This window comes from Flavobacterium sp. IMCC34518 (genome assembly GCF_027111095.2).
Taxonomy (GTDB): domain Bacteria; phylum Bacteroidota; class Bacteroidia; order Flavobacteriales; family Flavobacteriaceae; genus Flavobacterium; species Flavobacterium praedii.
Genome location: NZ_CP114284.2, coordinates 3,010,366 through 3,036,867 on the forward strand (window position 1 = coordinate 3,010,366; position 26,502 = coordinate 3,036,867).

At 34.0% G+C, this 26,502-nt stretch carries 24 protein-coding genes; 14 read left to right on the top strand and 10 right to left on the bottom strand.

Annotated elements, in window-relative coordinates:
• The first annotated feature begins 27 nt into the window (after positions 1-27).
• Positions 28-429 (top strand): TerB family tellurite resistance protein, encoded by a 402-nt coding sequence (locus OZP06_RS12925; protein WP_269222220.1) that lies wholly within the window; start codon positions 28-30, stop codon positions 427-429.
• On the opposite strand, the gene uvrB is transcribed toward OZP06_RS12925, so the two are convergent.
• Positions 426-2,417: an excinuclease ABC subunit UvrB gene (uvrB, locus tag OZP06_RS12930; RefSeq protein WP_269222221.1), complete on the bottom strand. Its 1,992-nt coding sequence runs from the start codon at positions 2,415-2,417 to the stop codon at positions 426-428. The two genes, OZP06_RS12925 and uvrB, sit on opposite strands and share 4 nt — an antisense overlap.
• A gap of 181 nt (positions 2,418-2,598) precedes the next feature.
• Between uvrB and OZP06_RS12935 the strand changes: the two genes are divergently transcribed.
• Positions 2,599-3,030 (top strand): hypothetical protein, encoded by a 432-nt coding sequence (locus tag OZP06_RS12935; protein ID WP_269222222.1) that lies wholly within the window; start codon positions 2,599-2,601, stop codon positions 3,028-3,030.
• Positions 3,031-3,371: 341 nt separating this feature from the next.
• Here OZP06_RS12935 and rlmF read toward each other — a convergent pair whose 3' ends face one another.
• The 3 genes from rlmF to OZP06_RS12950 all read right to left on the bottom strand — a co-directional run bounded on the left by rlmF (position 3,372) and on the right by OZP06_RS12950 (position 7,514).
• The gene (gene rlmF / locus OZP06_RS12940; protein ID WP_269222223.1) at positions 3,372-4,319 is read right to left on the bottom strand and encodes a 23S rRNA (adenine(1618)-N(6))-methyltransferase RlmF; all 948 of its coding nucleotides are present in this window, start codon (positions 4,317-4,319) and stop codon (positions 3,372-3,374) included.
• A gap of 244 nt (positions 4,320-4,563) precedes the next feature.
• Positions 4,564-5,226, bottom strand: coding sequence for a thiamine diphosphokinase (locus tag OZP06_RS12945; RefSeq protein ID WP_269222224.1), 663 nt, complete (start codon positions 5,224-5,226; stop codon positions 4,564-4,566).
• A gap of 257 nt (positions 5,227-5,483) precedes the next feature.
• A complete protein-coding gene (locus OZP06_RS12950) occupies positions 5,484-7,514 on the bottom strand; it encodes a M3 family metallopeptidase (RefSeq protein ID WP_269222225.1) in 2,031 nt (676 codons plus the stop codon).
• A 278-nt stretch (positions 7,515-7,792) separates the two neighbouring features.
• On the opposite strand from OZP06_RS12950, the gene OZP06_RS12955 reads away from it, so the two are divergent.
• The 11 genes from OZP06_RS12955 (at position 7,793) to OZP06_RS13005 (ending at position 19,405) form a co-directional block, all read left to right on the top strand.
• Positions 7,793-8,236, top strand: coding sequence for a DUF1569 domain-containing protein (locus OZP06_RS12955; RefSeq protein WP_281323807.1), 444 nt, complete (start codon positions 7,793-7,795; stop codon positions 8,234-8,236).
• A 29-nt stretch (positions 8,237-8,265) separates the two neighbouring features.
• Positions 8,266-8,913, top strand: coding sequence for a DNA/RNA non-specific endonuclease (locus OZP06_RS12960; RefSeq protein WP_269222227.1), 648 nt, complete (start codon positions 8,266-8,268; stop codon positions 8,911-8,913).
• A 118-nt stretch (positions 8,914-9,031) separates the two neighbouring features.
• Positions 9,032-9,709 carry a tRNA (guanosine(37)-N1)-methyltransferase TrmD gene (gene trmD, locus OZP06_RS12965; protein WP_269222228.1) on the top strand — a complete coding sequence of 226 codons (678 nt, stop codon included), beginning with the start codon at positions 9,032-9,034 and terminating at the stop codon, positions 9,707-9,709.
• Between the two features lie 172 nt (positions 9,710-9,881).
• Positions 9,882-10,232: a 50S ribosomal protein L19 gene (gene rplS, locus OZP06_RS12970; protein ID WP_269222229.1), complete on the top strand. Its 351-nt coding sequence runs from the start codon at positions 9,882-9,884 to the stop codon at positions 10,230-10,232.
• Positions 10,233-10,529: 297 nt separating this feature from the next.
• Positions 10,530-12,752, top strand: a complete 2,223-nt coding sequence (locus OZP06_RS12975; protein ID WP_269222230.1) for an NADP-dependent isocitrate dehydrogenase — start codon at positions 10,530-10,532, stop codon at positions 12,750-12,752.
• A gap of 447 nt (positions 12,753-13,199) precedes the next feature.
• Entirely contained in the window at positions 13,200-15,578 is a 2,379-nt protein-coding gene (locus OZP06_RS12980) for a TonB-dependent receptor (protein WP_281323808.1), read from the top strand.
• Positions 15,579-15,581: 3 nt separating this feature from the next.
• Complete coding sequence (locus OZP06_RS12985; RefSeq protein ID WP_281323809.1) at positions 15,582-16,418, top strand: DUF4249 family protein; 837 nt, start codon at positions 15,582-15,584, stop codon at positions 16,416-16,418.
• Between the two features lie 487 nt (positions 16,419-16,905).
• Entirely contained in the window at positions 16,906-17,460 is a 555-nt protein-coding gene (locus OZP06_RS12990) for a DUF2975 domain-containing protein (protein WP_269222232.1), read from the top strand.
• A gap of 3 nt (positions 17,461-17,463) precedes the next feature.
• Complete coding sequence (locus OZP06_RS12995; protein ID WP_269222233.1) at positions 17,464-17,667, top strand: helix-turn-helix transcriptional regulator; 204 nt, start codon at positions 17,464-17,466, stop codon at positions 17,665-17,667.
• A 156-nt stretch (positions 17,668-17,823) separates the two neighbouring features.
• On the top strand, positions 17,824-18,360 hold the full coding sequence (locus OZP06_RS13000) for a GNAT family protein (protein WP_269222234.1): 537 nt from the start codon (positions 17,824-17,826) through the stop codon (positions 18,358-18,360).
• A 112-nt stretch (positions 18,361-18,472) separates the two neighbouring features.
• On the top strand, positions 18,473-19,405 hold the full coding sequence (locus OZP06_RS13005; RefSeq protein ID WP_281323810.1) for a peptidylprolyl isomerase: 933 nt from the start codon (positions 18,473-18,475) through the stop codon (positions 19,403-19,405).
• A gap of 307 nt (positions 19,406-19,712) precedes the next feature.
• On the opposite strand, the gene OZP06_RS13010 is transcribed toward OZP06_RS13005, so the two are convergent.
• Positions 19,713-20,234, bottom strand: coding sequence for a lactoylglutathione lyase family protein (locus tag OZP06_RS13010; RefSeq protein ID WP_269222235.1), 522 nt, complete (start codon positions 20,232-20,234; stop codon positions 19,713-19,715).
• A 106-nt stretch (positions 20,235-20,340) separates the two neighbouring features.
• On the opposite strand from OZP06_RS13010, the gene OZP06_RS13015 reads away from it, so the two are divergent.
• On the top strand, positions 20,341-20,694 hold the full coding sequence (locus OZP06_RS13015; protein WP_269222236.1) for a tRNA-binding protein: 354 nt from the start codon (positions 20,341-20,343) through the stop codon (positions 20,692-20,694).
• 224 nt (positions 20,695-20,918) lie between these two features.
• Here the strand turns inward: OZP06_RS13015 and OZP06_RS13020 are convergent, their stop codons facing one another.
• From OZP06_RS13020 to OZP06_RS13040, 5 genes are all read right to left on the bottom strand, one after another.
• The gene (locus OZP06_RS13020; RefSeq protein WP_269222237.1) at positions 20,919-21,737 is read right to left on the bottom strand and encodes a sulfurtransferase; all 819 of its coding nucleotides are present in this window, start codon (positions 21,735-21,737) and stop codon (positions 20,919-20,921) included.
• 247 nt (positions 21,738-21,984) lie between these two features.
• On the bottom strand, positions 21,985-22,530 hold the full coding sequence (locus tag OZP06_RS13025) for an alpha/beta hydrolase (RefSeq protein WP_269222238.1): 546 nt from the start codon (positions 22,528-22,530) through the stop codon (positions 21,985-21,987).
• Between the two features lies 1 nt (position 22,531).
• Entirely contained in the window at positions 22,532-23,356 is an 825-nt protein-coding gene (locus OZP06_RS13030) for an alpha/beta hydrolase (RefSeq protein WP_269222239.1), read from the bottom strand.
• Between the two features lie 126 nt (positions 23,357-23,482).
• A complete protein-coding gene (locus OZP06_RS13035; protein WP_269222240.1) occupies positions 23,483-24,643 on the bottom strand; it encodes an IS110 family transposase in 1,161 nt (386 codons plus the stop codon).
• Between the two features lie 444 nt (positions 24,644-25,087).
• Positions 25,088-26,350: a pyridoxal phosphate-dependent aminotransferase family protein gene (locus OZP06_RS13040; RefSeq protein ID WP_269222241.1), complete on the bottom strand. Its 1,263-nt coding sequence runs from the start codon at positions 26,348-26,350 to the stop codon at positions 25,088-25,090.
• Positions 26,351-26,502: the final 152 nt, after the last annotated feature.

The following is a 26,502-nucleotide window of genomic DNA, read 5'->3' on the forward strand; positions in this document are numbered from 1 at the left end:
ATATTTTAGCTAAAATTAATGATAAGTATGAATACACACGAACAAAAAATCAATTTATTGTCTGAAATGATTGCATTTTCAGTTGTTGATGGTAGATTACATGAACGCGAATATCAATTTGTATGGATTGTTGCTCAAGAATTAGGAATCAGCAAAAAAGAGTTCAACGAGTTGTTTCATCAAGAATTACCAACTGGTGTTATAAAATCTGAATTTGAAAGGATTCAACAATTTTATCGTTTGGCATTGTTGATGCACGTTGATGGTGTGCTACATCAAAAAGAAGAAGAGGCCATACGTCAAATTGCAATTAATATGGGATTGAATCCAAGTGCCACCAATCGTATTCTTAAACTAATGAAAACATCTCCAAGTGCATTAATTTCACCTCAGGTATTATTAAATCATTTTCAAGAGCAGTTGAATTAATGGATTTTTGCTTGTAAAGCTTTAATTTCATCTCTAAATTTTGCTGCTTGCATAAAGTCTAGATCCTTTGCCGCTTTTTCCATTGCTTTTCGTTTTTCGCGAATGAGTTTTTCTAAATCAGGTTTAGACATATACGCTGTTTCAGGTTCAGCAGCTGCATTCATAATATGTCCTAATTCATATTCTACCAATTTATTATTGGTAAAGGCACTTTCAATTTTTTTGTTTAATGCTTGTGGAACTACATTGTTTTCCGTGTTGTAATTGATTTGTTTGGTTCTACGATAATTGGTTTCGTCAATGGTTTTTTGCATACTGTTGGTGATTTTATCAGCATACATTATGGCTTTTCCATTAAGGTTTCTCGCGGCACGACCTATGGTTTGTGTTAGAGATCTATGGCTTCTCAAGAAACCTTCTTTGTCAGCATCGAGTATTGCTACTAGGGAAACCTCCGGTAAATCCAATCCTTCACGTAATAAGTTGACTCCAATCAAAACATCAAACAATCCTTTTCGTAAATCCTGCATGATTTCGATTCGTTCCAATGTATCGACATCAGAGTGGATGTAACGGCAACGAATAGCAACTTTCGTTAAGTATTTGGCGAGTTCTTCTGCCATTCTTTTGGTTAAAGTGGTGACCAAAACTCGTTCATCCAATTCACAACGTTGTTGAATTTCTTCAATCAAATCATCAATCTGGTTCAAGCTAGGACGTATTTCAATTATAGGATCCAATAATCCTGTTGGACGAATAACCTGTTCGACATACACACCATCGCATTTTTGTAATTCGTAATCAGCTGGAGTGGCCGAAACATAGATAACTTGATTTTGCATCGCTTCAAATTCATCAAATTTCAAAGGGCGGTTGTCCATTGCAGCGGGTAATCGAAAACCATATTCCACTAAATTTTCTTTTCGGCTTCTGTCGCCTCCATACATAGCGTGTACTTGCGAAAGGGTTACGTGACTTTCATCCACAACCATCAAATAATCTTTTGGAAAATAATCCAATAAACAAAAAGGTCTTGATCCCGATTCTCTTCCATCAAGGTAACGAGAATAATTTTCAATTCCAGAGCAATAACCCAATTCCCGAATCATTTCCAGATCAAAATTAGTGCGTTCTTCGAGTCGTTTGGCTTCTAGATGTTTTCCTATTTCTTTAAAATAATCCACTTGTTTGACCAAATCCTGTTGGATTTCCCAAATCGCATTTTGTAACACATCAGGGGAGGTCACAAACATATTCGCGGGATATATGGTGAGTTTTTCGAATCGCTCGATGACTTTGGATGTTTTTACATCAAAACTTTCCATTTCTTCAATTTCATCTCCAAAAAAGTGAATTCGAAAAGCATCATCTGCATAACTTGGATATATTTCGACGGTATCTCCTTTTATTCTAAAATTTCCAGGGGTAAAATCGGCTTCAGTTCTAGAATACAGACTTTGGACCAAACTGTGTAATAATTTGGTACGGGAAATCATTTGGTTTCTTTCTATTGCAATTACATTTTTTTGAAATTCTACGGGATTTCCAATACCGTATATGCAAGAAACGGATGCAACTACCAAAATATCTCTTCTCCCAGAAAGTAGGGAGGAAGTGGTGCTTAAACGCATTTTTTCTAGCTCTTCATTGATCGATAAATCTTTTTCAATGAAAACACCAGTTACAGGCATAAAAGCTTCTGGTTGGTAATAATCGTAATAGGATACGAAATATTCCACCGCATTATTGGGGAAAAACTGTTTGAACTCGGAGTATAATTGAGCTGCCAAGGTTTTATTGTGTGCCAAAACCAATGTAGGGCGTTGTATTTCCTGAATGACATTGGCCACTGTAAATGTTTTTCCAGAACCGGTAACACCCAGTAAAGTTTGAAATTGTTCGCCTGCTTCAATGCCTTGAACTAATTTTTCAATGGCTTGTGGCTGATCACCTTTGGGTTGGTATTCGGATACGACTTGGAATTTCATTTAGTGTTTTTCGAAAAACAAAGTTACAAATGAAATTTTGATAAAAGAGTTTAGTTACTAATTAAAACATACTAAAACTCATTCTTTGTTTGTATATTTTAATGGTACTAATATATTTAATAAGTAGTTTTTTTATAAATTTGTTAAAACACTAAGTATTAACAATTAAACAGTAGTAATCATGAAAAAAACAACTTTATTTTGCTCGTTAATTTTTGCATTTTTGACTATTAATGTATTTAGTCAAGCTAGGAAGGAATTAAATTTTGGACTTGTAGGTGCTAATTATGAAATTCCAGTTCATAAGGACATAACCATTGCTCCTGGTGCATCAACCAATTTTAATCTTGACTGGTTAACATTACATCTTAAAGCTAATTATTATTTTGATAATTTATTTGGAATTACCAATAGTTCTTGGGATGTTTATGGTGGAGCAGTTGCAGGTTATGCAATTTACAATGGAAATGACAATAAAGACAATGATATTGATGTAGGGCTTCAAGTTGGTGGAAGATGGTTTTGGAATGATAAATGGGGTGTTTACTTGGAACTTGGTGGAGGAAGTGCTTCAGGAGGAACCGGAGGGCTTGGATTGACAGTTAAATTATAATAAAAAAATCTTTGACTACAGATTAAATGGATTATCATCAATTAATTTGTGTAATATTTTTAATCTGTAGTCAATTAAAATTGTATAACCATTTAGATTAAATTTGCTTTACAATTATATGGAACTTTTAGTTCGAAATGATTTATTTTATACCCTTTGAAGTCTTGCACTCGAAGGGTTTTTGTTTTTAATGCCTATTATTAATGTTTATAAAGAAAACGATTTAATTTGTTAAGTTTTCAGTTTAAATTATACCCTAGATTTCACAAATATGGGTAAAAATTAAAATTGAAAAATTCGAAATCTTTGGGTTCTGTTTTTTTAGTGTTAAGGGATTTTTTTTAGAATTTCCAAGCTTTTTGTTGTGCTTCGGTCATAAATGTCCAAGCAACGATTCGGCTTGTTTTTTGGCCTTGAGCCATTTCAATAGTTTTATGAATAGCGGCTACATTGTTCAGCGTTTTGTAGATTGTATTCAAGTTGGATTGTTTGGAAACTAATGTCGTAAACCAAAGACATTGCATTGGATATTTGGCACTTTCAAAAATCATTTGTTTAATAAAACCCAATTCACCGCCTTCACACCACAATTCTGCATTTTGGCCACCAAAATTAAGTACTGGTTTTGCTGTTTTGGGAGTATTTGGAGTCAAATTATTAACTTTTCGAATGCTGCTTTTTGTTGCTTCTTCGGATGAAGAATGAAAAGGAGGATTGCAGATAGTAAATGTGAATTTGTCTTCGGGTTCAATTATATTCTTGAAAATAAAACGGGAGTTTACTTGTAATTGTAAGCTTACCGCTTCTACTAATTTGGGGTTTTGTTCGATGATTTTTTTACAGTTTTGAATTGCATTTTCATCAATATCTGTACCAACGAATGACCAACCGTAAATTGCATTTCCAAGAATAGGATAAATGCAATTGGCTCCAATACCAATGTCTAGTCCCACCACATTTTCTCCTTCGGGAATTACTCCGTTATTTGTTGTAGCTAATAAATCGGCTAGGTAATGTATATAGTCTGCTCTGCCAGGAATGGGAGGACATAAAAAATCCTTTGGAATATCCCAATTTTGAATCTCATAATTAGTAATTAATAAAGCATTATTTAGTGCTTTTACCGCTTCTGGATTACTAAAATCGATTGTTTCAATATTATGTTCATTGATAGAAACAAATTCGCCCAACTTGGGGTAATTTAGTGCTAATTGTTCAAAGTTATATCCGAATCTATGTAGATTTCTTGGATGTAAAGTTGTTTTTTCGGTATTCTTTGTTGATTTCATTTCCTAAATTTCGCTGCAAAGATAGTCAATCCTTTTTTGTTATCGTTATAACGTCTATATACAGCTGTTTTTGTTTGTATATATTAGAATGATTATTTTAAAGTGCTTGATAGTAAATGTGTTAAGAATTATGTGTTTGAAAAAAATGTTTTCAAATAAAAATAAAGTTTACTTATTTGATTGATTTTTTTTATATAAAGTTTAAAATCACTGCCGTTTTAGTGCTTTGATTTCTAGATTTTTACTAATCTATACATTCCATCAACAACAAATCACCATCGCGATGATTAATAGTTACAATTCCGTCTTTTTCAACTTCATTGCTGCTTCCTGTTCGATAACCCATGGTCAAGGTGTCATTTTCTAAAGGATAAACTAAATTTTTAGAATAAATTCCGTTTACAACACCAATAGGAATTAGGGAAATTGGCGTTCCTGCGGTGTACCATTTTTCGAAGGTATTGGGGAGTAAAAATATTTTGGAGTGATCGTCGAGAATGACAATTTTGATTAAATTTCTATAACGAACGATATTGGTGAGATTAGTAATGGTGTGATCTGCTCTTCTGCCTGTTGCCCAAATGACATTTACAGCTGGGATTTGTCTTTCAATTAGGTAATCTAAGGCTTTTTCCAAATCAGTTTTGTTTTGATCAGGAGTGTGAATGATTTCTATTGGATATTGTGTGGTTTGATATTTTTCGGGTTCAAATCCTCTATCAAAATCACCCAATAACACATCGACTTTGATGTCTAATTCCATGACGCGTTCCATAGCGGAGTCCAATACAATAACCAAAGGAGACCATTCGAGTAATTGTCCTAGTAATTCTGGGTGACAAGCAGCTCCGTTTGCAATTATTAAAGCGGGTTCTTGGTCGTCGCGAACGATATGGTGTGAAGACATTTAAGGGTAGAGGTTAGAAGATAGAAAAAAGAGTTAATACAAATGCGTTTTATTTTTTGTAAAAGTATAAAAAAATCTAAATTCTAAAGGTGTTAATTTTCTAACGGATCTCGATAGCCCAGATAGAAGAGGAAATCCTTTTTTGGTCTCGTTTTTTTCTAACGAGACCAAAAAAGATTGCAACGGATAGCTGGAAATTGCTCCAAAAAAAATGACACCCTTTCGAATGTCATTTTGATATTATGAATATTTTAAAATTATTTTGCTGATAGTCCCGCGTTTTTCAAATACGGTTCTGTTTGCATGTCATGACCAATAAAATCTTTGAAAGCTTTGTTTAAATCAACACTGTTTCCTACTGACAAAATGTATTTTTTGAAACGTTCGCAGTTTGCTCTCGTCATACCACCATTGGCTTGCATCCAGTCGAATGCGTTGTAATCCAAAGTTTTTGACCAAGTGTAAGCATAATACCCAGCTGAGTATCCGCCACCCCAAACATGTGCAAAATAAGGCGTGTGGTAACGTGTAGGAACTTCATTGACCAATAATCCGTATTTCTCTAGTGCTTCTTTCTCGAATACTAAAGCGGGTTTGAAATCAGACTCTTTTTCGACACTATGCCAAGCCATGTCTAGAGTTGCAGCTGCTAGCAATTCGGTAACATCATATCCTTTGTTGAATGTTTCTGCTTTTTTGATTTTATCAATTAACTCTTGTGGTATTGGTTGTTTGGTTTGGTAATGCAATGCATAATTCTTCAAAACTACCGGATCCAATGCCGCATGTTCATTGATTTGAGAAGGAAACTCTACATAATCTCTAGGAACCGATGTTCCCGATAAAGTAACATATTGTTGATTGGCAAACAATCCGTGAAGTGTATGTCCGAACTCATGAAACATGGTAATTACATCATCAAAACTGATTAATGATGGGTTTCCATCGACAGGTTTGGAGAAATTATACACGTTTACGATTACCGGTTTTTGTTTTAAATAATGGGATTGGCTCACGATATTATTCATCCAAGCTCCTCCATTTTTATTGTCTCTGGTGTAAAAATCAAGGTAATATATGGCAATTGATGTCCCTTTGTCATCAAAAACTTCATACACTTTTACGTCTGGGTTGTAAACTGGTAGATCTTTTCTTTCTTTGAAAGTGATACCATACATTTGTTTGGCCGCAAAGAAAACCCCATTTTCTAAAACAGAATTCAATTCGAAATACGGTTTAATTTGGCTTTCGTCTAAGTCATATTTGGCTTTGCGTACTTGCTCTGCATAGAAATTCCAATCCCATGGTTCTAGTTTAAACCCTCCATTTTGAGAATCTATTAAATCTTGTATTTCTTTAGCTTCCACTTTGGCTTTTGCAACTGCTGGCGCAGCAATTTTGGCTAATAACTCCATTGCAGCCTCTGGTTTTTCGGCCATTTGATCTTGCAATTTCCATTCGGCAAAACTTTTCTTACCCATTAAATTGGCTTTTTGCAAACGCAATTTTGCAATTTTCTCCAATACTTCTCGAGTATCTCCTTCATCATTCTTTTCGGCACGATACCAAGAGGCTTTAAAGATTTTTTCTCTAGACGCTCTGTTTTTTAAACTTGACAATAACGGCTGTTGCGTAGTATTCATGATACCAATTACATACTTCCCTTCAAGACCTGCTTCTTTTGCTTTTGCGCTGGCAGCTGCAATTTCATCTGCTCCAAGTCCGTCTAAATCGGTAACATTATCAAATACTACAGCAGCATTTTTACGAGCTAGTAATAACTTATTACCATAAAGAGTACTTAATGTAGCTAACTCTTCATTAATTTTTTTCATTTTTTCTTTATCTGTATCAGACAAATTAGCTCCAGCCAATTCAAATTGTTGCAAATAATATTGAGTTAGTTTTTTGTCTTCCCCTTTTAATTTATTCAAATCAATGGCTTTGAAACGATTGTACAATTTACTGTTTAAATAAATTTTATCGTTGTGCCCTGAAAATATAGGAGCATATTCTGCTTCAATAGCTTGTAATGTAGGATTTGTATTTGATCCTGTTAGATTATAAAAAAGACCAACTGCTCTTGTCAAGTCAACACCACACGTTTCTAAGGCCAAAACCGTATTTTGAAATGTAGGTTTTGCAACATTATTTGCAATAGCATCAACTTCTTGATCGTGAATTTTAAGGCCATACTCAAAAGCTGGTTTGAAATGTTCGTCTTTAATCAGACTAAAATCAGGCGCTTGATACTGTAAAGTACTTTTTTGTAATAATGGATTTGTCATTTTTACTTCATTGGATTGAGCACTGGTTGTTTGTGTTTGGAGCGACAAAACAAAACACAGCGAACTAGTAATAAATAGTTTTGAAAAAATTTGCATAGTTAATAATAGTTTAATTTTTGGTTATAAAATTAACTAAATAAAGAACTTAACTGTTTAAAAAAAATAATTAATGCAAAATATTCTCTTAATTTAGAACCGAAACAATGTATGTATAAAAAATTAAGAATAAATTTTAAATAACATCTCCTATATTTGTTAAAATAACAAAAGGAAACAATATGAGCTCTATTTTTAACAAATCAGATAATGATGCTAAAATTGCCAGAATTAATTCGCTTACTACTGAATCTAAAGCATTATGGGGGAAAATGACAGTCGACCAAATGTGCAAACATTGTACCAGCGCTATTAATGTAGCTTTTGACAAACAAGATGTAAAAGTGAATTTCTTGATGCGTTTTCTTGGCGAAACGCTTAAAAGCAAAGTTTTTAATAGTGAATTCAAAAAAAACAGCCCTACTGCCAAAGAGTTTGTTTTTACCAATCAGTATGATCTTGAAATTGCCAAAAAGGAATTTATTGAAAGCTTTAGTCAATTTGCAAGAGGGCCACAAACAATCAAAATAATAGACCACCCGTTTTGGGGCAAAATGACTTATGAAAATTGGGACAAATTAATGTGGAAACATGTGGATCACCACTTAAAACAGTTTGGAGTTTAGTTTACATTTCTTTAAAAACAAATTAGTCGATGACTATTATTAGACATAAACATTTTTTCCTGTCGTACTCCGAAAAACACGAACAAGCAGAGTGGGCTGCCTATTATTTAACAGCCAATTCTAAATCACAACATCATCTTGAAAGACCTTATTTCAAACAAGATCCGTTAGTCGATACCGATTCAGCACATTGGAAAAACTACAAAGATACAGGTTTTGACAAAGGGCATCTCGTTCCGGCAGCAGATATGAAATTCTCTGAAGAAGCCTACCAAGAAACCTTTTTAACTTCGAATGTAGCACCTCAAAATAGAGCATTCAATGCTGGTGTATGGAATAGATTGGAACAAAAAATAAGGTATTGGGCTGATAAATACAGCGCCCTTTTTATTGTAACAGGCAGCATTTTGCATGATAACTTGATTACTATTGGCGAAGAAGAAGTATCCGTTCCCGATTATTTTTTTAAAATTGTGGTTCGGGTTCAAAATGAAGGATTGGTTATGATTCCATTTTTAGTTCCCAATAAAAAATCGGATGCACCACTTTACACTTTTGCCACAACCATTGATGCCATTGAACAAATCACTGGAATTGATTTCAATCATAAACTATCTGAAAAAATAGAAGAAAAAATACAAAAAGAAATGAGTTACAAAGATTGGAGTTTTAGTTAGCTTCAATCTAACCGCAAAGCCTGCAAAGAATTGCGCTAAGTTCGCCAAGCTTTGTGTGCTGAAGACTTGTAGCTTTCGGTTAAAAAATTTATACCTTTGCCATTCTTAAAAAAGCAACATGAGAATTGATATCATTACTGTATTACCTGAGTTATTAAGAAGTCCTTTTGAAGCTTCGATTATGAAACGCGCTATAGACAAAGGAATTGTTGAAGTTCATTTTCATAATTTAAGAGATTATACAACCAACAAACAAAAAAGTGTGGATGATTATCCTTTTGGCGGAGGTGCTGGAATGGTAATGACTGTTCAGCCAATAGATGCTTGCATCACTCACCTGAAAAGTGAAAGAACCTACGACGAAATCATTTATATGTCTCCTGATGGTGAAACATTAAACCAAAAAATGGCCAATACTATGTCGATGTATGAAAACATTATTATTTTGTGTGGACATTATAAAGGAGTAGACCAACGCGTACGCGATCATTTTATAACCAAAGAAATTTCAATTGGCGATTATGTTTTGTCTGGAGGAGAATTAGGCGCTTTGGTTTTATCCGACGCATTAATTCGATTGATTCCAGGTGTTTTGAGTGACGAAACCTCAGCTTTGACAGATAGTTTTCAAGACGGATTGCTTTCGGGTCCAATATATACTAGACCTGCCGATTACAAAGGCTGGAAAGTTCCCGATGTTTTATTGAGCGGCCATTTTGCCAAAATTGACAAATGGAGAGAAGATACCGCTTACGAACATACGAAGAATAGGAGGCCGGATTTGCTTGAGGAATAAGCCCCCTAACCCCCGAAGGGGGAATAAAAAACTAGCCTGATTTTTTTTTAAACTTTAAACCATTAAACTTTAAACTTTAAACATTTTTTTCTACATTTGCACCCAAATTTAGATTAACCTCTGGCGAAGTCCGCGAATGTTGATTTGATAAAAACCATAATAAAAAAACATCATGGCAGATTTAATGAAATTCGTTCAAGACGAATTCGTAACAAGAAAAGAATTCCCTGTATTTGGAGCTGGAGACACTATCACAGTTTACTACGAAATTAAAGAGGGTGAAAAAACAAGAACACAGTTTTTTAAAGGTGTTGTTATTCAAAGAAGAGGTTCTGCAAACACAGAAACTTTTACAATTCGTAAAATGTCAGGAGCAGTTGGAGTAGAGCGTATCTTCCCAGTTAACTTGCCAGCTTTGCAAAAAATTGAAATCAACAAGAAAGGTGCTGTACGTAGAGCTAGAATTTTCTACTTCAGAGAACTTACTGGTAAAAAAGCTAAAATTAGAGATAAAAGAAGATAATCTATATTATTTTCTTTATTACAAAAAGTCCCAATACGATGAAAATCGAAATTGGGACTTTTTTTTTGACAATTATACCCCCTCAGAATTTAGAATTTAGAAATTAAAAGGCGTTAAAAATATCAAATTCTAAATATTTAAAAATATCACAGAATACCTTTGTATAATTATTTTTTTATAGACAATTTCAATCTCTATTACAACTTGTTTTCATATCTTTGCCCGCCTTAACTCAATCGTTGTAATTGGGCAAAATACCGTTTATAAATTGTGATTTAGATTTTAAAAAATAAAAAAATGACATCAAAAGCTAAAATTTTTTACACCCTAACAGATGAGGCTCCACTATTGGCAACCTACTCTTTTTTACCTATTGTTCAGGCATTTACCGCTACTTCGGATATAGAAATAGAAAAAAGAGACATCTCTCTTGCAGGTAGAATCATTGCCAATTTTCCGGAGTTTTTAAAAGAAGATCAAAAAACGGAAAACGCTTTACTGGAATTAGGAAAATTAGCTACAACACCTGAAGCAAACATTATAAAATTACCAAATGTATCAGCCTCAATTCCACAATTGAAAGCTGCCATTTCCGAATTACAATCACATGGTTACGCTTTGCCAGATTTCCCAGAAGACCCTCAAAGCGAAGACGAAAAAGCAATCAAAGCTAAATACTCAAAAATTTTAGGTTCTGCTGTAAATCCAGTTTTACGCGAAGGAAATTCAGATCGTAGAGCACCAAAAGCGGTTAAAAATTACGCTAAAGCCAATCCGCACTCAATGGGTGCATGGTCTGCAGATTCAAAAACGCGTGTAGCATCTATGGAAAGTGGTGATTTTTACGGAAGTGAAAAATCAATCACATTAAATGATGCAACAGATGTCAAAATTGAATTTGTTGCCAAAGACGGTACGGCTTCAGTCTTAAAAGCAAGTACTCCTGTGAAATCTGGTGAAATTATAGACAGTTCTGTTTTACACTTAAACGCATTAAAAACTTTTGTTGCTAAAACAATAAAAGAGGCAAAAGAACAAAACATCTTACTTTCTGTTCACTTGAAAGCTACGATGATGAAAGTTTCTGATCCACTTATTTTTGGTGCAATAGTAGAAGTTTTCTTTGCTGATGTATTTGAAAAATATGCTGCTTTATTTGCAGAATTAAACATCAACACTAGCAATGGTTTAGGTGATGTATATGCAAAAATAGCAGGTCACCCAATGCAAGCTGAAGTAGAAGCTGCAATTACAAAAGCAATCGAGAATGGTCCAGCATTAGCAATGGTAAATTCAGACAAAGGAATTACCAATCTTCACGTACCTTCAGATGTAATTGTGGATGCGTCTATGCCGGCCATGATCCGTACATCGGGACAGATGTACGATAAAGACGGAAAACAACAAGATACTATAGCTATTATTCCAGACAGATGTTATGCAGGTGTGTATACAGCAACTATTGACTTTTGTAAAAAACACGGTGCTTTTGTTCCAACAACAATGGGAAGTGTTCCAAACGTTGGACTTATGGCACAACAAGCAGAAGAATATGGTTCTCACGATAAAACGTTCCAATTAAAAGGGGACGGTGTTGTTCGTGTAGTCGATACAAACGGAAATGTTTTGATGGAGCAAGATGTAGAAGCAAATGATGTTTTTAGAATGTGTCAAGCGAAAGATGCACCTATACAAGACTGGGTAAAACTAGCTGTAAACAGAGCTCGCTTGTCTAATACTCCTGCCGTTTTCTGGTTGGATAACAACAGAGCACATGATAGAGAAATTATCGCTAAAGTTCAGAAATACTTAAAAGATTATGATACAACTGGTTTAGACATCCAAATCCTAAACCCAATTGAAGCTACCAATTTTACTTTAGATCGAATCATCAAAGGATTGGATACTATTTCGGTAACAGGAAATGTATTGCGTGATTATTTAACCGATTTGTTTCCAATTTTAGAAGTTGGGACTTCAGCCAAAATGCTTTCTATTGTTCCATTAATGAATGGTGGAGGTTTATTTGAAACTGGCGCTGGAGGTTCGGCTCCAAAACACGTTGAGCAATTCATAAAAGAAGGATACCTAAGATGGGATTCTCTTGGTGAATTCTTAGCACTAGGCGCTTCATTAGAGCATTTAGGACAAACTTTACGCAACCCAAAAGCATTAGTTTTGGCTGAAACATTGGACACAGCTACTGAAAAATTCTTAGCAACAGACAAATCTCCTTCTCGTAGAGTTGGAGGAATTGACAACCGTGGATCACACTTTTATTTGGCAATGTATTGGGCAGAAGCTTTGGCAGCTCAAGACAAAGATGCCGAATTAAAAGCAACATTCACGCCAATCGCTACCGATTTTTTTGCTAATGAATCTAAAATCAATGCCGAATTAATAGGATCTCAAGGTAAACCTCAAAACATAGGCGGTTATTACCAACCAAATCCAGAATTAACGGACAAAGCTATGCGTCCAAGCGAAACTTTCAATAGTATTTTGGCTAAAATTGCTTAATTCAATTCGTTTATTCTATTTTATATATTTAAAAGACAACCAGAAACGGTTGTCTTTTTTTTTACTTTCTTCAAAATGTAACTTTTTACTACTAATATTGACTAACATTTTTGAACATAATTTCATATACTATTATTTGGAATAGAAGATAAAAATCAGATCCCATTTAAAATGAATTACAACGTAAGTTCAACCGAGATTCCGCAATAGGAAAAATTTCACAAAGATGCGCAAAGGATTCGCAAAGACACGCAAAGGGAAATTGAATTCTTTGAATGGCTTAAAAAACTTTGTGATTCTTCGCGAATTCTTCGTGTGACTCTGCGTAATAATGTCTAATGCTGAATCCGTATTCAATCAAAAATTTGCATCTTAACGTTAGATTAACACTTGTTTTTCTACTTAACAAATGTTAATTCATTTATTTTGTACCTCAAAATCCAATCAATGATTTCAATAAAAAAAATATTCGTATTCCTTCTTTTTATAACTTTTCATTTTTATTCCTTTTCACAAGAGAAATACACTATCAGTGGAACTATTTCAGACACAAACAACAATGAAACGTTGATTGGTGTAAACATAATTGCAAACGGAACAAAGTCGTATGCTATTACCAATGAATATGGTTTTTACTCTCTTACTTTATCCAAGGGAGATTACGAAATTGTCATAAGCTATGTCGGTTTTACCAGTATTTCAGAAAAAATTTCTTTGACACAAAACATCAAAAAAAATTATTCGTTAAGTGAATCTGGTCAAGAACTTAAAGAAGTTGTAATTACTACCGAAAAAACCACTGCTAACATTCGAAAACCAGAGATGAGCGTCAATAAACTATCAATTTCGACTATCAAAAAAATGCCAGTTGTATTAGGTGAAGTTGATGTAATAAAGTCCATTTTGTTTCTTCCGGGAGTTACAAATGCTGGCGAAGGGCAATCTGGTTTTAATGTACGAGGTGGAGGTGCGGATCAAAATTTAATTCTTCTTGACGAAGCTACTATTTTCAATTCTTCACACGTTTTTGGTTTTTTCTCTGTATTTAATCCCGATGCCATTAAAGATTTAAAATTATACAAAGGCGGAATACCTTCCAAATTTGGAGGTCGTGCTTCTTCGGTTTTGGATATTTATCAAAAAGATGGAAATAGCAAAGACTTTCACATGAATGGGGGAATTGGCTTGATTTCAAGTAGAATTCTTGCCGAGGGTCCTATTGTAAAAGACAAAGGCTCGTTCTTAATTGGAGGTCGCGCATCCTATGCCCATCTGTTTTTAAAACTAACTGACAATAAGAATTCCGCTTACTTTTATGATCTTAATACAAAGTTGAATTACAAACTCGATACCAATAATAATTTATTCCTTTCTGGATATTTTGGTCGTGATATATTTTCATTAAACAAAAGCTTTTCTAATACTTACGGCAATACAACACTGAATTTGAGATGGAACCATCTTTTTAGTGACAAATTATTTTCAAATTTATCCGTAATCTATAGCGATTATTATTATGGATTAACACTTGATTTCATTGGATTTAATTGGGATTCTGGTATTAAAAATTATAATTTAAAATATGATTTCAAGCATTATTTATCCAATAAGCTAAAGCTAAACTACGGGTTCAACTCTATTTATTATGACTTCAACCCTGGAACAATAGACCCTATTAATTCAAGTTCTAATATTAAATACAAACAATTAGACCGAAAATACGCTTTTGAAAATGCGATCTATTTTGAAGCCGAACAAATTCTAACCGATAAATTAGCCATAAACTATGGTCTTCGGTATAGTATGTTTAACCGATTGGGAAATTCAACCGTTAATTTATACCAAAACAATCAGCCTGTATTCTATGATTCTGATTTAAAAATTTACGAAAAAGCAAAACCCATTGGAACTACTTATTACAACAAAAACAAAACCATTGCCAGTTTTGACAATCTTGAACCTCGATTTTCAGCAGCTTATGAGTTAAACGAAAACCAATCCGTAAAAGCAAGTTACAATCGCATGGTGCAATACCTTCAATTGGTCTCTAACACGGCCTCTCCGACTCCGCTTGATGTTTGGACGCCAAGTGATTCTTACATCAAACCGCAAATTGCAGATCAAGTAGCGATTGGGTATTTCAATAATTTTTCGGCAAACAAATACACCTTAGAAGTAGAAAGTTTCTACAAAAAAATTAAAAATAGAATGGATTACATAGATGGCGCCAATTTAATCGCTAACGAAGCCATTGAACAAGTAATTCTTAATGGCGAAATGCGCTCGTATGGCTTAGAAATATTACTTCGAAAAAACACAGGAAAATTTAATGGTTGGATTGCTTATACTTTATCAAAATCCCAACAAAGAACACCGGGAAGAACCCCTGACGAAATAGGAATCAATAACGGCCAATGGTATCGTTCTGCCTATGACAAATTGCATAATATAGCCGTTACAGCCAATTACACTTTAAATGAAAAATGGAATTTTGGAGGAAACTTCACTTTACAAAGCGGACAACCTGTGACATATCCAAATATGCAATATGAATACAAAGACCTTGTAGTACCCGATTATGGGGAACGCAACAAAAATAGCCTTCCGTTATACCACCATTTGGATGTTTCGGCTACTTACATCCCAAAACCATACAAAAAGAAAGGCTGGCAAAGCGAATGGGTTTTTAGTATTTACAACATTTACAATCAAAAAAATGCTGCTTCTATCAGTTTTAGAGAAAATGCAGAAACAGGTGTAAACGAAGCTGTCAAACTATCCATTTTTGGAATTGTCCCATCTGTTTCTTATAATTTTAAATTTTAAAAAATGAAAAAGATAAAACTATACATAGCTATACTAATCACATCAATATCCCTAATAAGTTGTGAAGATGTTGTCAATGTCAATTTAGAAACAGGTACTCCAAAATTAGTGATCGATGCCTCTATACAATGGCAAAAGGGAACCACAGGAAGTCTTCAAAAAATAAAATTAACAAATTCTACAGATTTTTATTCCAATACAATCCCAGTAGCAACAGGAGCTACTGTCACAGTCACCAATACAAGCCTGAGTACTCCAGTTACCTATCAATTTATTGAAGACGGGCAAACAGGAGAATACATTTGCACCAATTTCAACCCAATTATCGATAATGTATATGAACTTAGTGTAGCCTATAAAGGACAAAATTACACCTCTTCGTCCAAATTCATGCCTACTCCAATAATAGAAAAAACAGAACAAACCATAAAACCAGGTTTTGGCGGGAAAGACATTTATGAAATCAAATATTATTTTCAAGACAATCCAACCGAAAATAATTTTTATCTCGTAGGAGTAAAAAACAGCAACCTCGTTCATCCTGAATATGGTGTACTTACAGATGAATTTACTCAAGGAAATCTAATGTTTGCCATTTATCAAGATGATAAACTCAAAAAAGGTGATGTATTAGCCTATAGTGTAGAAGGTATTACTGAAAAATACAGCAATTATATGTCTAAATTAATCAATATTGCAGGTTCAGAGGGCGGTAATCCTTTTTCAACTCCCCCAGCCACATTGCGTGGAAATATAATCAATAAAACCAATCCCGATGATTATCCATTTGGCTATTTTCATCTTTCCGAAATTGACTCTAAAAGTTATACCATTCAGTAGCTAATCCAGCTGTTCATTTCAAGTCCTCGCTTAAAAAACTATTTTTCTAAGCCCTAAAAGGAGCTTCCTTTGGTCGCTCTTTTAGGACAAGAAAAATTAGCTTTTTGCACTCTGGGCTTTCCATTACCATCTGGGCTAGGCTTTAGTGGAATTAAATATAAAAAGTACTATTCTACTTTTAATCCAGATTCAGTATTAGACTTCGTACTGTAGTTGGATATTTCAATAAAAGCAAATGCTTACGAACTAATTTGATGAAAGGAGACTTTTTTCTATCGAATTTTAAAACAGGATTGAGTGCTTTGTTTTGGAGAAGAATTAAGATACAGTAGATTTCTAATGCGGAATCATGGCTTAAGACTTAAATAATAAATGAGCATATTTAATAAAAAAATAAAACATTTTTGTTTTTTATCATTATATATTTATTGTTTATCAATAAATATATGTTATTTTTGTTCTATAATTTTAAACATAAAAAGTAATTATGGAAATTAAAATCACAACAAAACAGATGTTGAAAGTGCTGCATGTGCTTTCGTGGATTATTTTTATAGGTCTTTGTATAAACGCTGGTGGAGTTTTATTCAATGCTTTTTTTGCATTATTGATCAACTCTATTGCTGCAAAAAACTTTTGGCAACATGTTGATTTGTCAAGCTTATATGATTTTGATAAAGGCTTTTTTATTACTGAAATTTCACTAATGTGTATCGTTGCAATCATGCAAGCCTTTCTTTTTTATTTAATTGTGAAAATCCTGAACAACAAAAAAATAAATGTAACTCAACCATTTAGTACCGAAATACAGCATTTTATTTCTAATATGTCTTATTTGGCATTAGGAATTGGTTTGTTTTCTAACTGGGGAGTTGAATATACAAAATGGTTAATTGCAAAAGGGATAACAATGCCTGATATTCAGAGTTTACGATTAGGAGGTGCAGACGTTTGGTTGTTTATGGGGATCATACTTTTGGTTATTGCACAAGTCTTTAAAAGAGGAGCAGAAATACAAGCTGAAAACGAATTAACCATTTAAGTTATGGCAATAGTAGTTAATTTAGATGTTATGATGGCCAAACGTAAAATTTCACTAAACGAACTTTCCGAAAAAGTGGAGGTGACTCTGTCTAATCTTTCCATTTTAAAAACTGGAAAAGCAAAAGCCATTCGTTTTAGTACTCTTGAGGCAATTTGTAAAGCATTAAATTGTCAGCCGGGAGATATATTGGAATATATTGAGTAATTTTTTTAAAGTGTCTGGATTCAGATGCGGAAAATTTTTAATACAGAATCTGGGTTTGACGATTAGTGAGAATTTATTTGAAATTTATTACTTTTTCTAAATTTGTTTATTCCAATTTAAAATATTTATATTTTAATAATTTTAAAATATTGTAAAATGACAATTATCATCGATAATACCTTAAAACTTGAATTGATTAACGAAAATCATGCACAACCCATTTTTGAAATGGTTGACGCTAACAGAACTCATTTGCGTCCTTGGTTGCCTTTCGTTGACCGAATGCAAACTGTTGAATTTGCTCAAAATTTTGTAAATGGAACGATGCAAAGAAATAAAGACGGAAACGAATATGCTTTTGTAATTGTTGAAAATTCAATAGTAATTGGCCGAATAGGCGTGTATAAAATAGACGGTCAAAACAAAATTGGAGAAATTGGATATTGGATTATTGAAGGATTTCAAGGAAAAGGTAGTGTGACCAAATCCTGCAAGGCGATTATTGATTTTTGTTTTTCGGAATTGCAATTAAATAGAATCGAAATTAAATGCGGAACCGAAAATTTCAAAAGTAAAACCATTCCCGAAAAATTAAACTTTACCAAAGAAGGAGTGATTCGACAAGGTGAATTGCTGTATGATACCTTTATTGATTTGAATTTGTACTCGATTTTAAAATCGGATTTTGTTTAATCAATGTTTTTAAAAATAATTAGGAAAAATACATTTGAAGCAATCAAATCCTCAAATTTTCTCATTCTATAATTTTATTCGTAAATTTGCACCTCAATAAAAAATATACACAATGGAAAACGGAATATACGCTAAATTCAACACCGCAAAAGGGGCGATTTTGGTAAAACTAACACACGATTTAACTCCTGGAACAGTTGGTAACTTTGTTGCTCTTGCCGAAGGGAATATGGAAAACAAAATTAAACCTCAAGGTCAAAAATTCTATGACGGTTTAAACTTTCACAGAGTTATTCCAGATTTTATGATTCAAGGGGGATGTCCTCTAGGAACTGGAACTGGTGATCCAGGTTACAAGTTTGATGATGAATTCCATCAAGATTTGCGTCATGACGCACCAGGTGTTTTGTCTATGGCAAATTCAGGTCCAGGTTCTAATGGTTCTCAATTTTTTATCACACATATTGCAACGCCTTGGTTAGATGACAAACATACCGTTTTTGGAAATGTTGTAGAAGGACAAGATGTTGTAGATGCAATTGCTCAAGGAGATTCATTAGATTCAGTTGAAATCATCCGAGTAGGTGAAGAAGCTCAAAAATGGAATGCTATTGAAGCTTTCGTTGGTTTAAAAGGAGCTCGTTTGAAAAAATTAGCCGCTTTGAAAGCAGAATCTGAAGCTAAAATGGAAAAATTAGCAGCTGGTTTTGAAAAAACAGAAAGTGGGTTGCGTTACCAATTCATCCAAAGAGGTGAAGGAAAACAAGCAGAAAGTGGTAAAACTGTTTCAGTTCACTATGAAGGTTCATTGGAGAACGGTAAAGTTTTTGATTCTTCGTACCCAAGAAAAAAACCAATCGAATTTCGTTTGGGTCAAGGTCAGGTAATTGAAGGTTGGGACGAAGGTATTGCACTATTGAAAGTTGGAGACAAAGCTCGTTTTGTGATCCCATCTGATTTAGGATACGGACCAGCAGGAGCGGGTGGCGTTATTCCACCAAACGCTACTTTGATTTTCGATGTTGAATTGATGGAAGTGAAATAAAAAGTTTTACTGGACCTTATTTTATGGTCCGAGTATGTAAGACTAAAAACAGGAATCCCAAAACGTTTTATTAACGTTTTGGGATTTTTTTTACCAATGAATTCAAAATAGTTCAATCCTATTTTTGTATTATCGAGCGCACTTGATATGTACAACTGTTTCTCGACTGTACTCCAACAGATAAAATAGACTATTTTAAAAAAAATAGAAGTATGACTTTTAATTCAATTGTTAAATATTAAAAAATGACAGCATGATGTTTCTTCGGAAATCTTTTAATTAATCTTTGAAAAGATTGTATTTGATTCTAACTGATGTCATGTTGGTAAGCTCCAGCTCCGTAATGTAGTTCATACGAATGAGAATAAATTTCGATTATATTCCCAAAAGGATCTTCCATATAGACCATTCGATACGGTTTTTCGCCTGGATAATATTCCCTTATTGGCATTCTTTGTTTTCCACCTGCTTCAACAATTTTTTTGGCAAGACTTTCTACATCGGGGTCTTGAACACAAAAATGGAAAACACCAGTTTTGTATGGTTCAAATTCAGCTTGCGGTTTTATGTTTTGTGGAAATTCAAACAACTCGATTCCAATACGATCTCCTGTAGATAAATGTGCAATCTTAAATGTTTTCCATCCTGTTCCAAAAACATCAATACACATTTGACCAATTGCAGTTTCTTGTTCTTCATTTACTGTAGTGACATTCATAATAATGTACCATCCCATCACATTTTTATAAAATTCAATCGCTTTTTCGATATTGGGAACAGAAATTCCAATATGTGAAAATACTCGAGGGTATTGTTGTAAATTACTCATAATTAAATATTTAAGATTCTTTCTAAAATTATAATTTATTTTTTATTTTTACAAAACTCTTTTTTGATTATTTTTAAAATAATTATTTTTATTTTTTAAAAAAAATATGGCTCCTGAAACTCTATTTCCATTAACATGGACAGAATTTGAACGAATTGAAATGCGTGTAGGAACGATACTCGAAGTTCAAGATTTCCCTGAAGCCCGAAAACCCGCTTTTCAATTAACTATTGATTTTGGTTCCGCTATTGGAATTCGGAAAACGTCTGCGCAAATAACCAAAAGATATACCAAAGAAGTTTTGGTTGGAAGACAAATTGTGGCGGTTATCAATTTTCCCAAAAAACAAATCGGAAAGTTTATGAGCGAATGTCTAGTGCTTGGCGCAGTAGGCGAGGAGGGAGATGTTATTTTGTTGGCTCCTGATTTTAAAATAGAAAACGGATTGCGAATTGGGTAGTGTTGGGCAAAGTGAAAAACTATCAACCTTAGCTCGATAAAGGTTGCATAAAAAATGGATAGTAAATTATGTGCTTTACTATTCCGGCGAGGTCTTTTTCGAGACCTTGTAGGTATTTTGTCAATAGTGATTATACCTAAAAGGTTAAAAAAACCTTGCAGGACTTTCAAAGAATAAAAGATTAATGATTAATAGCGTTCAGGTTATCAATGTTTTCGATTTGTCTATTTTTCAATCGGCAAATTACTAGAACCCCATTCGGTCCAAGAACCATCATAAACGGCTTTTGGATTGTCCGAAATCAATTCACAGGCCAATAAAACAATACAAGCGGTAATTCCAGATCCACAGGTAAAAAGTAAAGGCTGATCGTTTAGTTTTAGGATTTGTTTTAGTTCTTCGTTTGATTTGAACTTTCCGTCTTGTTGTAACTGAGTGAAAGGAATGTTTATGGAACCAGGGATATGTCCACTTCTTAAACCTGCTCTTGGTTCTTCGTTGTTGGCATAGAATCGGTCGGAAGATCTGGCATCCATCAATACTGCCTGTTTGGAGGTGATGTTCTCCAAAATCTGCTCTTTATTTTTGATTAATTCGGGTTGAAATTTTGCCTCAAAATCTCCTTTCGGATAAGTTCTAGGTTGTTGTTTTTCTGTTGGATATGCTTCTTTAATCCATTCCGGCAATCCTCCATTTAAAACAAAAACATTAGAATGTCCCATTGCTTTAAACATCCACCAAGCTCTCGGGCTGGAATAGATTCCTAACGTGTCGTAAACGACAATGATGCTATTTTTGTTGATACCTAATTTTTGGGCTTCCGCTGTAAATTTTTCTTCAGAAGGAAAAGTGTTTGGTAACGGATTGCTGGTGTCACTAAAATTATTTTTGATATCAAATAAGCGGGCACCTTTTATTTGTAAATCGGAATTTTGATTCTCTAAGTTAGATTGGTTTTGGTCTAATCGAGCTTCGAGAATTATTAGATTTGAATCATTCAAATGTTCTTGAAGCCAGGCTGCGGAAACTATTGGATTTGTCATTTTTAAAGTTTTTTTGTTGTTATATTCTAAATAAAGAGTGTCTAATTTTAAACATATAAGTCATATAAGTATAAAGTTATTAGTTTGTTAAAACATAGATTTTAAAGGAGATATAAGTTGAAAAAATTTCGTAGTTTAAGTAATTTTACTTAAATGAACTTTTGATTTAACTTGATTTTTTAAATTAAAAACTTATATGACTTCTATGTTTGTCAATGTATTTGACTGAATAGCGTTATTTATAGAATTAATTTATTTTTGCGATTAATTGGTGTAAAAAAGTTTGCCCTTCTTCCCAGTATTCCAGATTGGAATCGGAGTTGATGTGTCCTTTAAAACCAACGTTTATAAAATCGCTTCCCCAGTACGTTGCCAATTCTTGTGCTCTTTCCAAAGACATATACGTGTCGTTTTCGGTCGCTATAACCAGCGACGGAAAAGGAACAGTTTGGGTTGGAATGGGAGCAAAGTGTCTTAGGAAATCAGGTGTATGTTCAGGCGAATCCACATCTGCGGGAGCGACAAGCATAGCACCCACAATGTTTGGATTGTTGTTTTGGGAAACCCAATGCATCACTAGGGAAACCGCTAGACTATGAGCCACTAAAATAATCGGTTCATCAATTTTCTGAATGGTATTGTCAAGTCGGTCCAGCCATTCGTCGAGTTGAGGTTCGTCCCAATTGTCTTGTGTGACTTTGGTCGAATTGCTGAATTTTTGTAACCAAAAGCTTTGCCAGTGTTTTTCGCCAGAATCACCAAGTCCTGGTATAATTAATAAGTGTGGTGTCATTTTATTTCTTTTTTAAAGCTGTAATTCTTTTAATTTCTTGAATAACTAACGGAAAAGCGGGTTCTGTCATATTGTGTCCAAAACCTTGTAATTCATACAAAGTCGTTTGTTTGTGGCCGGCAATTTTCATCATTCGCATCATATAGGCGTTTTCTTCATAGCGCCCCAACATTTCCTTTTCCCTGTCACCTGTAATTAGCAATAACGGTGGTGCATCAGCACGAACGTGATACAAAGGGGCAAACTCATCAACTATGGGTTGTGTGTCTGGAATGCCTCTTTCTTTTCGAATTTCAAAATGGGTTATGGTTTGAGCGCTCAACGGAATCAATCCTGCTATGGAATTGGCGTCAATTCCGTCAGCTTTCAGCCATTTTTTGTCTAATCCCACCATCAATGATAAGTACGCACCCGCCGAATGTCCTGAAACAATAATCAGTGAATCATCTCCGCCGTAAGTGGTAATATTCTTGAATGTCCAAGCTACGGCTGCTGCTGCATCTTCAATACATTTTTGTGCTTTTACTTTTGGGGATAGTCTATAATTTACAGAAACAACACAAAATCCTTTGTCTTTGAGTCCTTCTGGAAGTTCTTTACTGCCTGAGGTTAAACCACCACCATGAAACCAAATTACAGTGGTAAATCCTTTGGTGTTTTTTGGGTAATAGATATCGAGAACACAACGTTCTTTGATGTACGCATCACTATTGGCTGTTGCTTCGTTGTAATAATGGATATTGCTAACGGTGGTATATTCTGTTTTTTGGGCAGAAACTAATGTTACAGACAACAGGAGTACTAATGAAAGGACTATTTTTTTCATTTTATGGTTTTATTTTGAAATCATAAAAATACAGATTTTTTATATGTTGTTTGCATTGGCTCTTATGAAAATTTAAAGTTGTAGCATAGGTACTATCTTCAATACCTAATTTATTTTGGTTAATTTTTATATATTTGTTACACCGAGAGGAAGCTTCTTGCGATTATTCACTGGATGTTTACCTTGTGTAGCCTCAATTTTTATGTTGGGGCTATTTTTTGCTATTGTGTCTTCTTCGAAGCCAATTGCCCGAGAGGTCAACTTTTGCTCCTCTTCTTGGATATTTAGCTGATAAATAGCATCGTAAGCTTCATTCTTTTTCCATAAATGATAAATCATTGTCAGTATCTTTTTTTGAACCGCCACATAACTTTTCATTTTTATTCCATGTTTTTCATAGGTTCTATCATATAAATCTTTGAAGGGTTTAACTTTGCATTGAATAACTACCAATGACGGCATATGTAAGGCGCGTCTTATTCTTGAATTCCCTCTTTTTGATATTTTGGTTTTACCAACACGCTTTCCTGATTGTGCTTCAACTACGTCATAACCCGCATAAGACACTAACTGTTTGTAATTCGTAAATAATGTAAAACCGTTGGTTTCAGCCAAAATAGTACTCAATGTTAAAATTCCTAATCCTTTCATTTTCAATATATTTTCAGTCTTGTCATAAACTTCTTTATTAGATTTCAAATGAATCTTTATTTCTTTGTCCAACTCTTTGAGCTGTGTCTCAAATAAAATTATGGTTTGCTCTAATTGATTTGTAACTGAATCCAAATGGTGCATTGCAAAACTCAACGCATCTAATTGGTTTTTTAAAACCGTTTTCAATTCGGTAACATTTTGATGTTGCCTTGTCAACAATCGTAATTCATAGAAAAAGGATCCCATTGGTTGCCATAAATCTAAGCACTGTTCGGCTCCCATTTGTGATAATCCTTTGGCATCAATGCTGTCATTTTTTGATTTGAGCCCAATAGCTTCCAAATATTTTTTTGCTTTATTAGGCAAAATTATAGAAACATCAAATCCTTTCCCAAACAAACAATAAGCACAATTCTCATGATAAATCCCTGTAGCTTCCATGCAAATTACCACAGGAATAGTTTCCTTTTTATGCTTTAAAATCCACTCTTCCAAAGAAGAAAATCCTTTTAATGTGTTAGAAATAATGGTACTTGACTTTACAGTTACCTTTTGTTTTTCATCAATAACACTAATACAAGCATTAATTTTTTTGCTTGAAACGTCTAATCCAACAGAATACTTTAAATTCATAACTCTTTGATTTAGAATCAATAAACAAAATATTACATAAATCTTTGCTCATTTTTTATACAAGATCCAAATTAAATTCTGGTCTTTAAGTACTATTGTGACTCGAAATGTAATAAAAACGAAATGGATTAACCTAATGTCTACAATATCATCAAAAGATGTATTTCGCCCCGATAGAATTTGGCCATTTCGTTTTGCTTATCAATTGTTGTATTTCAAAGATACATTTCATATTTTTAACATAGTCAAAGATATGAGCCCCGATGGGAGGGAAAATCTCCCGATTTAGAAAAACAAGGTTTTTTAGCCGTAGTTTTTCTTGATCGGGAATTGCAACGGACAGCGGGACTGAACGTGATGCGATATACCAGTGGTTTGCTCCAAAAAAAAATCCATCAGCCTTTCGACCAATGGATTTTCTATATTCAAAAGAACTGCTAACTATTAAGCGTCCAAATCTACTGTAGTTCTGCTTGCAATTTCTTTATATGTTCCGTTTACTAATTTCTCACGAATCGCTTCAAAAGCAGTAAGTGTTTCAGCAATATCTTCTAATGTATGGGAAGCAGTAGGAATAACACGTAATAAAATCATTCCTTTTGGAATAACTGGATAAATTACGATTGACAAGAAAATACCATAATTCTCTCTTAAGTCATTTACCATTACCATCGCTTCTGGTACGCTTCCTTCCAAGTAAACTGGCGTAACACAAGTATTAGTGTCTCCAATATTAAATCCTTTGCTTCTTAAACCATTTTGTAAAGTGTTTACATTTTCCCATAATTTGTTTTTCAACCCTGGGTTGTCACGCAACAACTGCAAACGTTTCAAAGAACCAATAGTTTGAATCATTGGCAATGCTTTGGCAAACATTTGAGAACGTAAGTTGTATTTTAAATAATCGATTATGTCTTTGTCAGCCGCTACAAAAGCACCAATGTTCGCCATTGATTTGGCAAAAGTAGAGAAGTAAACATCAATTCCGTCTTGGCAATTTTGCTCTTCACCAGCTCCAGCACCTGTTTCACCAAGTGTACCAAAACCGTGCGCATCATCAACAAGCAAACGGAAATTGTATTTTTCTTTCATGGCTACAATCTCTTTCAGCTTTCCTTGTTGGCCACGCATTCCAAAAACACCTTCAGTAATAAACAAAATACCACCGCCAGTTGTTTCGGCTAGTTTTGTAGCACGATCCAAGTTTTTCTCCATGCTTTCGATGTCGTTGTGTTTGTATGTAAAACGCTTTCCGCTATGCAAACGAACACCGTCAATGATACAAGCGTGAGCATCTACATCATACACAATCACATCATTTCGAGTTACCAAAGCATCAATAATAGACACCATTCCTTGGTAACCAAAATTCAATAAATAAGCCGATTCTTTCTTTACAAAAGCAGCCAATTCGTTCTCTAATTGTTCGTGGTATTTCGTGTGACCACTCATCATACGTGCTCCCATTGGGGCAGCAGCTCCATATTCTACAGCTGCATCGGCATCTGCTTTACGTACTTCTGGATGATTTGCAAGACCTAAATAGTCATTCAAACTCCAGTTCAAAACTTCTTTTCCTTGAAATTTCATTCTCGGTCCTAAGTCTCCTTCTAATTTAGGAAATACAAAATAACCTTCTGCTTGTGACGCCCATTTTCCTAATGGTCCTTTATTGTTTTGAATTCTTTCGAATAAATCTTTTACCATAATATATGTCTGTACTACTATTAATTTTAAGAAGTTGCAAAAATAAATATTTATAATGTATTAACATCTTGAAAGTATATTTATTTTTCTAAAACCAATCCATTATAAATAGCAATGCTGTCATCCTGAGCGAAGTCGAAAGGTGAAGCTAT

Excerpts from the sequence above, each read along its gene's own strand:
- OZP06_RS13030 (WP_269222239.1), bottom strand. The coding sequence starts at position 23,356 with ATGAAAAAAATAGTCCTTTCATTAGTACTCCTGTTGTCTGTAACATTA.
- OZP06_RS12975 (WP_269222230.1), top strand. The coding sequence starts at position 10,530 with ATGACATCAAAAGCTAAAATTTTTTACACCCTAACAGATGAGGCTCCA.
- OZP06_RS12950 (WP_269222225.1), bottom strand. The coding sequence starts at position 7,514 with ATGACAAATCCATTATTACAAAAAAGTACTTTACAGTATCAAGCGCCT.
- OZP06_RS12990 (WP_269222232.1), top strand. The coding sequence starts at position 16,906 with ATGGAAATTAAAATCACAACAAAACAGATGTTGAAAGTGCTGCATGTG.
- OZP06_RS13020 (WP_269222237.1), bottom strand. The coding sequence starts at position 21,737 with ATGACAAATCCAATAGTTTCCGCAGCCTGGCTTCAAGAACATTTGAAT.
- OZP06_RS12980 (WP_281323808.1), top strand. The coding sequence starts at position 13,200 with ATGATTTCAATAAAAAAAATATTCGTATTCCTTCTTTTTATAACTTTT.
- OZP06_RS13005 (WP_281323810.1), top strand. The coding sequence starts at position 18,473 with ATGGAAAACGGAATATACGCTAAATTCAACACCGCAAAAGGGGCGATT.
- OZP06_RS12935 (WP_269222222.1), top strand. The coding sequence starts at position 2,599 with ATGAAAAAAACAACTTTATTTTGCTCGTTAATTTTTGCATTTTTGACT.
- OZP06_RS13015 (WP_269222236.1), top strand. The coding sequence starts at position 20,341 with ATGGCTCCTGAAACTCTATTTCCATTAACATGGACAGAATTTGAACGA.
- OZP06_RS13040 (WP_269222241.1), bottom strand. The coding sequence starts at position 26,350 with ATGGTAAAAGATTTATTCGAAAGAATTCAAAACAATAAAGGACCATTA.
- uvrB (WP_269222221.1), bottom strand. The coding sequence starts at position 2,417 with ATGAAATTCCAAGTCGTATCCGAATACCAACCCAAAGGTGATCAGCCA.
- OZP06_RS13025 (WP_269222238.1), bottom strand. The coding sequence starts at position 22,530 with ATGACACCACACTTATTAATTATACCAGGACTTGGTGATTCTGGCGAA.
- OZP06_RS13035 (WP_269222240.1), bottom strand. The coding sequence starts at position 24,643 with ATGAATTTAAAGTATTCTGTTGGATTAGACGTTTCAAGCAAAAAAATT.
- OZP06_RS12955 (WP_281323807.1), top strand. The coding sequence starts at position 7,793 with ATGAGCTCTATTTTTAACAAATCAGATAATGATGCTAAAATTGCCAGA.
- OZP06_RS12985 (WP_281323809.1), top strand. The coding sequence starts at position 15,582 with ATGAAAAAGATAAAACTATACATAGCTATACTAATCACATCAATATCC.
- OZP06_RS12925 (WP_269222220.1), top strand. The coding sequence starts at position 28 with ATGAATACACACGAACAAAAAATCAATTTATTGTCTGAAATGATTGCA.
- rlmF (WP_269222223.1), bottom strand. The coding sequence starts at position 4,319 with ATGAAATCAACAAAGAATACCGAAAAAACAACTTTACATCCAAGAAAT.
- rplS (WP_269222229.1), top strand. The coding sequence starts at position 9,882 with ATGGCAGATTTAATGAAATTCGTTCAAGACGAATTCGTAACAAGAAAA.
- OZP06_RS13010 (WP_269222235.1), bottom strand. The coding sequence starts at position 20,234 with ATGAGTAATTTACAACAATACCCTCGAGTATTTTCACATATTGGAATT.
- trmD (WP_269222228.1), top strand. The coding sequence starts at position 9,032 with ATGAGAATTGATATCATTACTGTATTACCTGAGTTATTAAGAAGTCCT.
- OZP06_RS12960 (WP_269222227.1), top strand. The coding sequence starts at position 8,266 with ATGACTATTATTAGACATAAACATTTTTTCCTGTCGTACTCCGAAAAA.
- OZP06_RS12945 (WP_269222224.1), bottom strand. The coding sequence starts at position 5,226 with ATGTCTTCACACCATATCGTTCGCGACGACCAAGAACCCGCTTTAATA.
- OZP06_RS13000 (WP_269222234.1), top strand. The coding sequence starts at position 17,824 with ATGACAATTATCATCGATAATACCTTAAAACTTGAATTGATTAACGAA.
- OZP06_RS12995 (WP_269222233.1), top strand. The coding sequence starts at position 17,464 with ATGGCAATAGTAGTTAATTTAGATGTTATGATGGCCAAACGTAAAATT.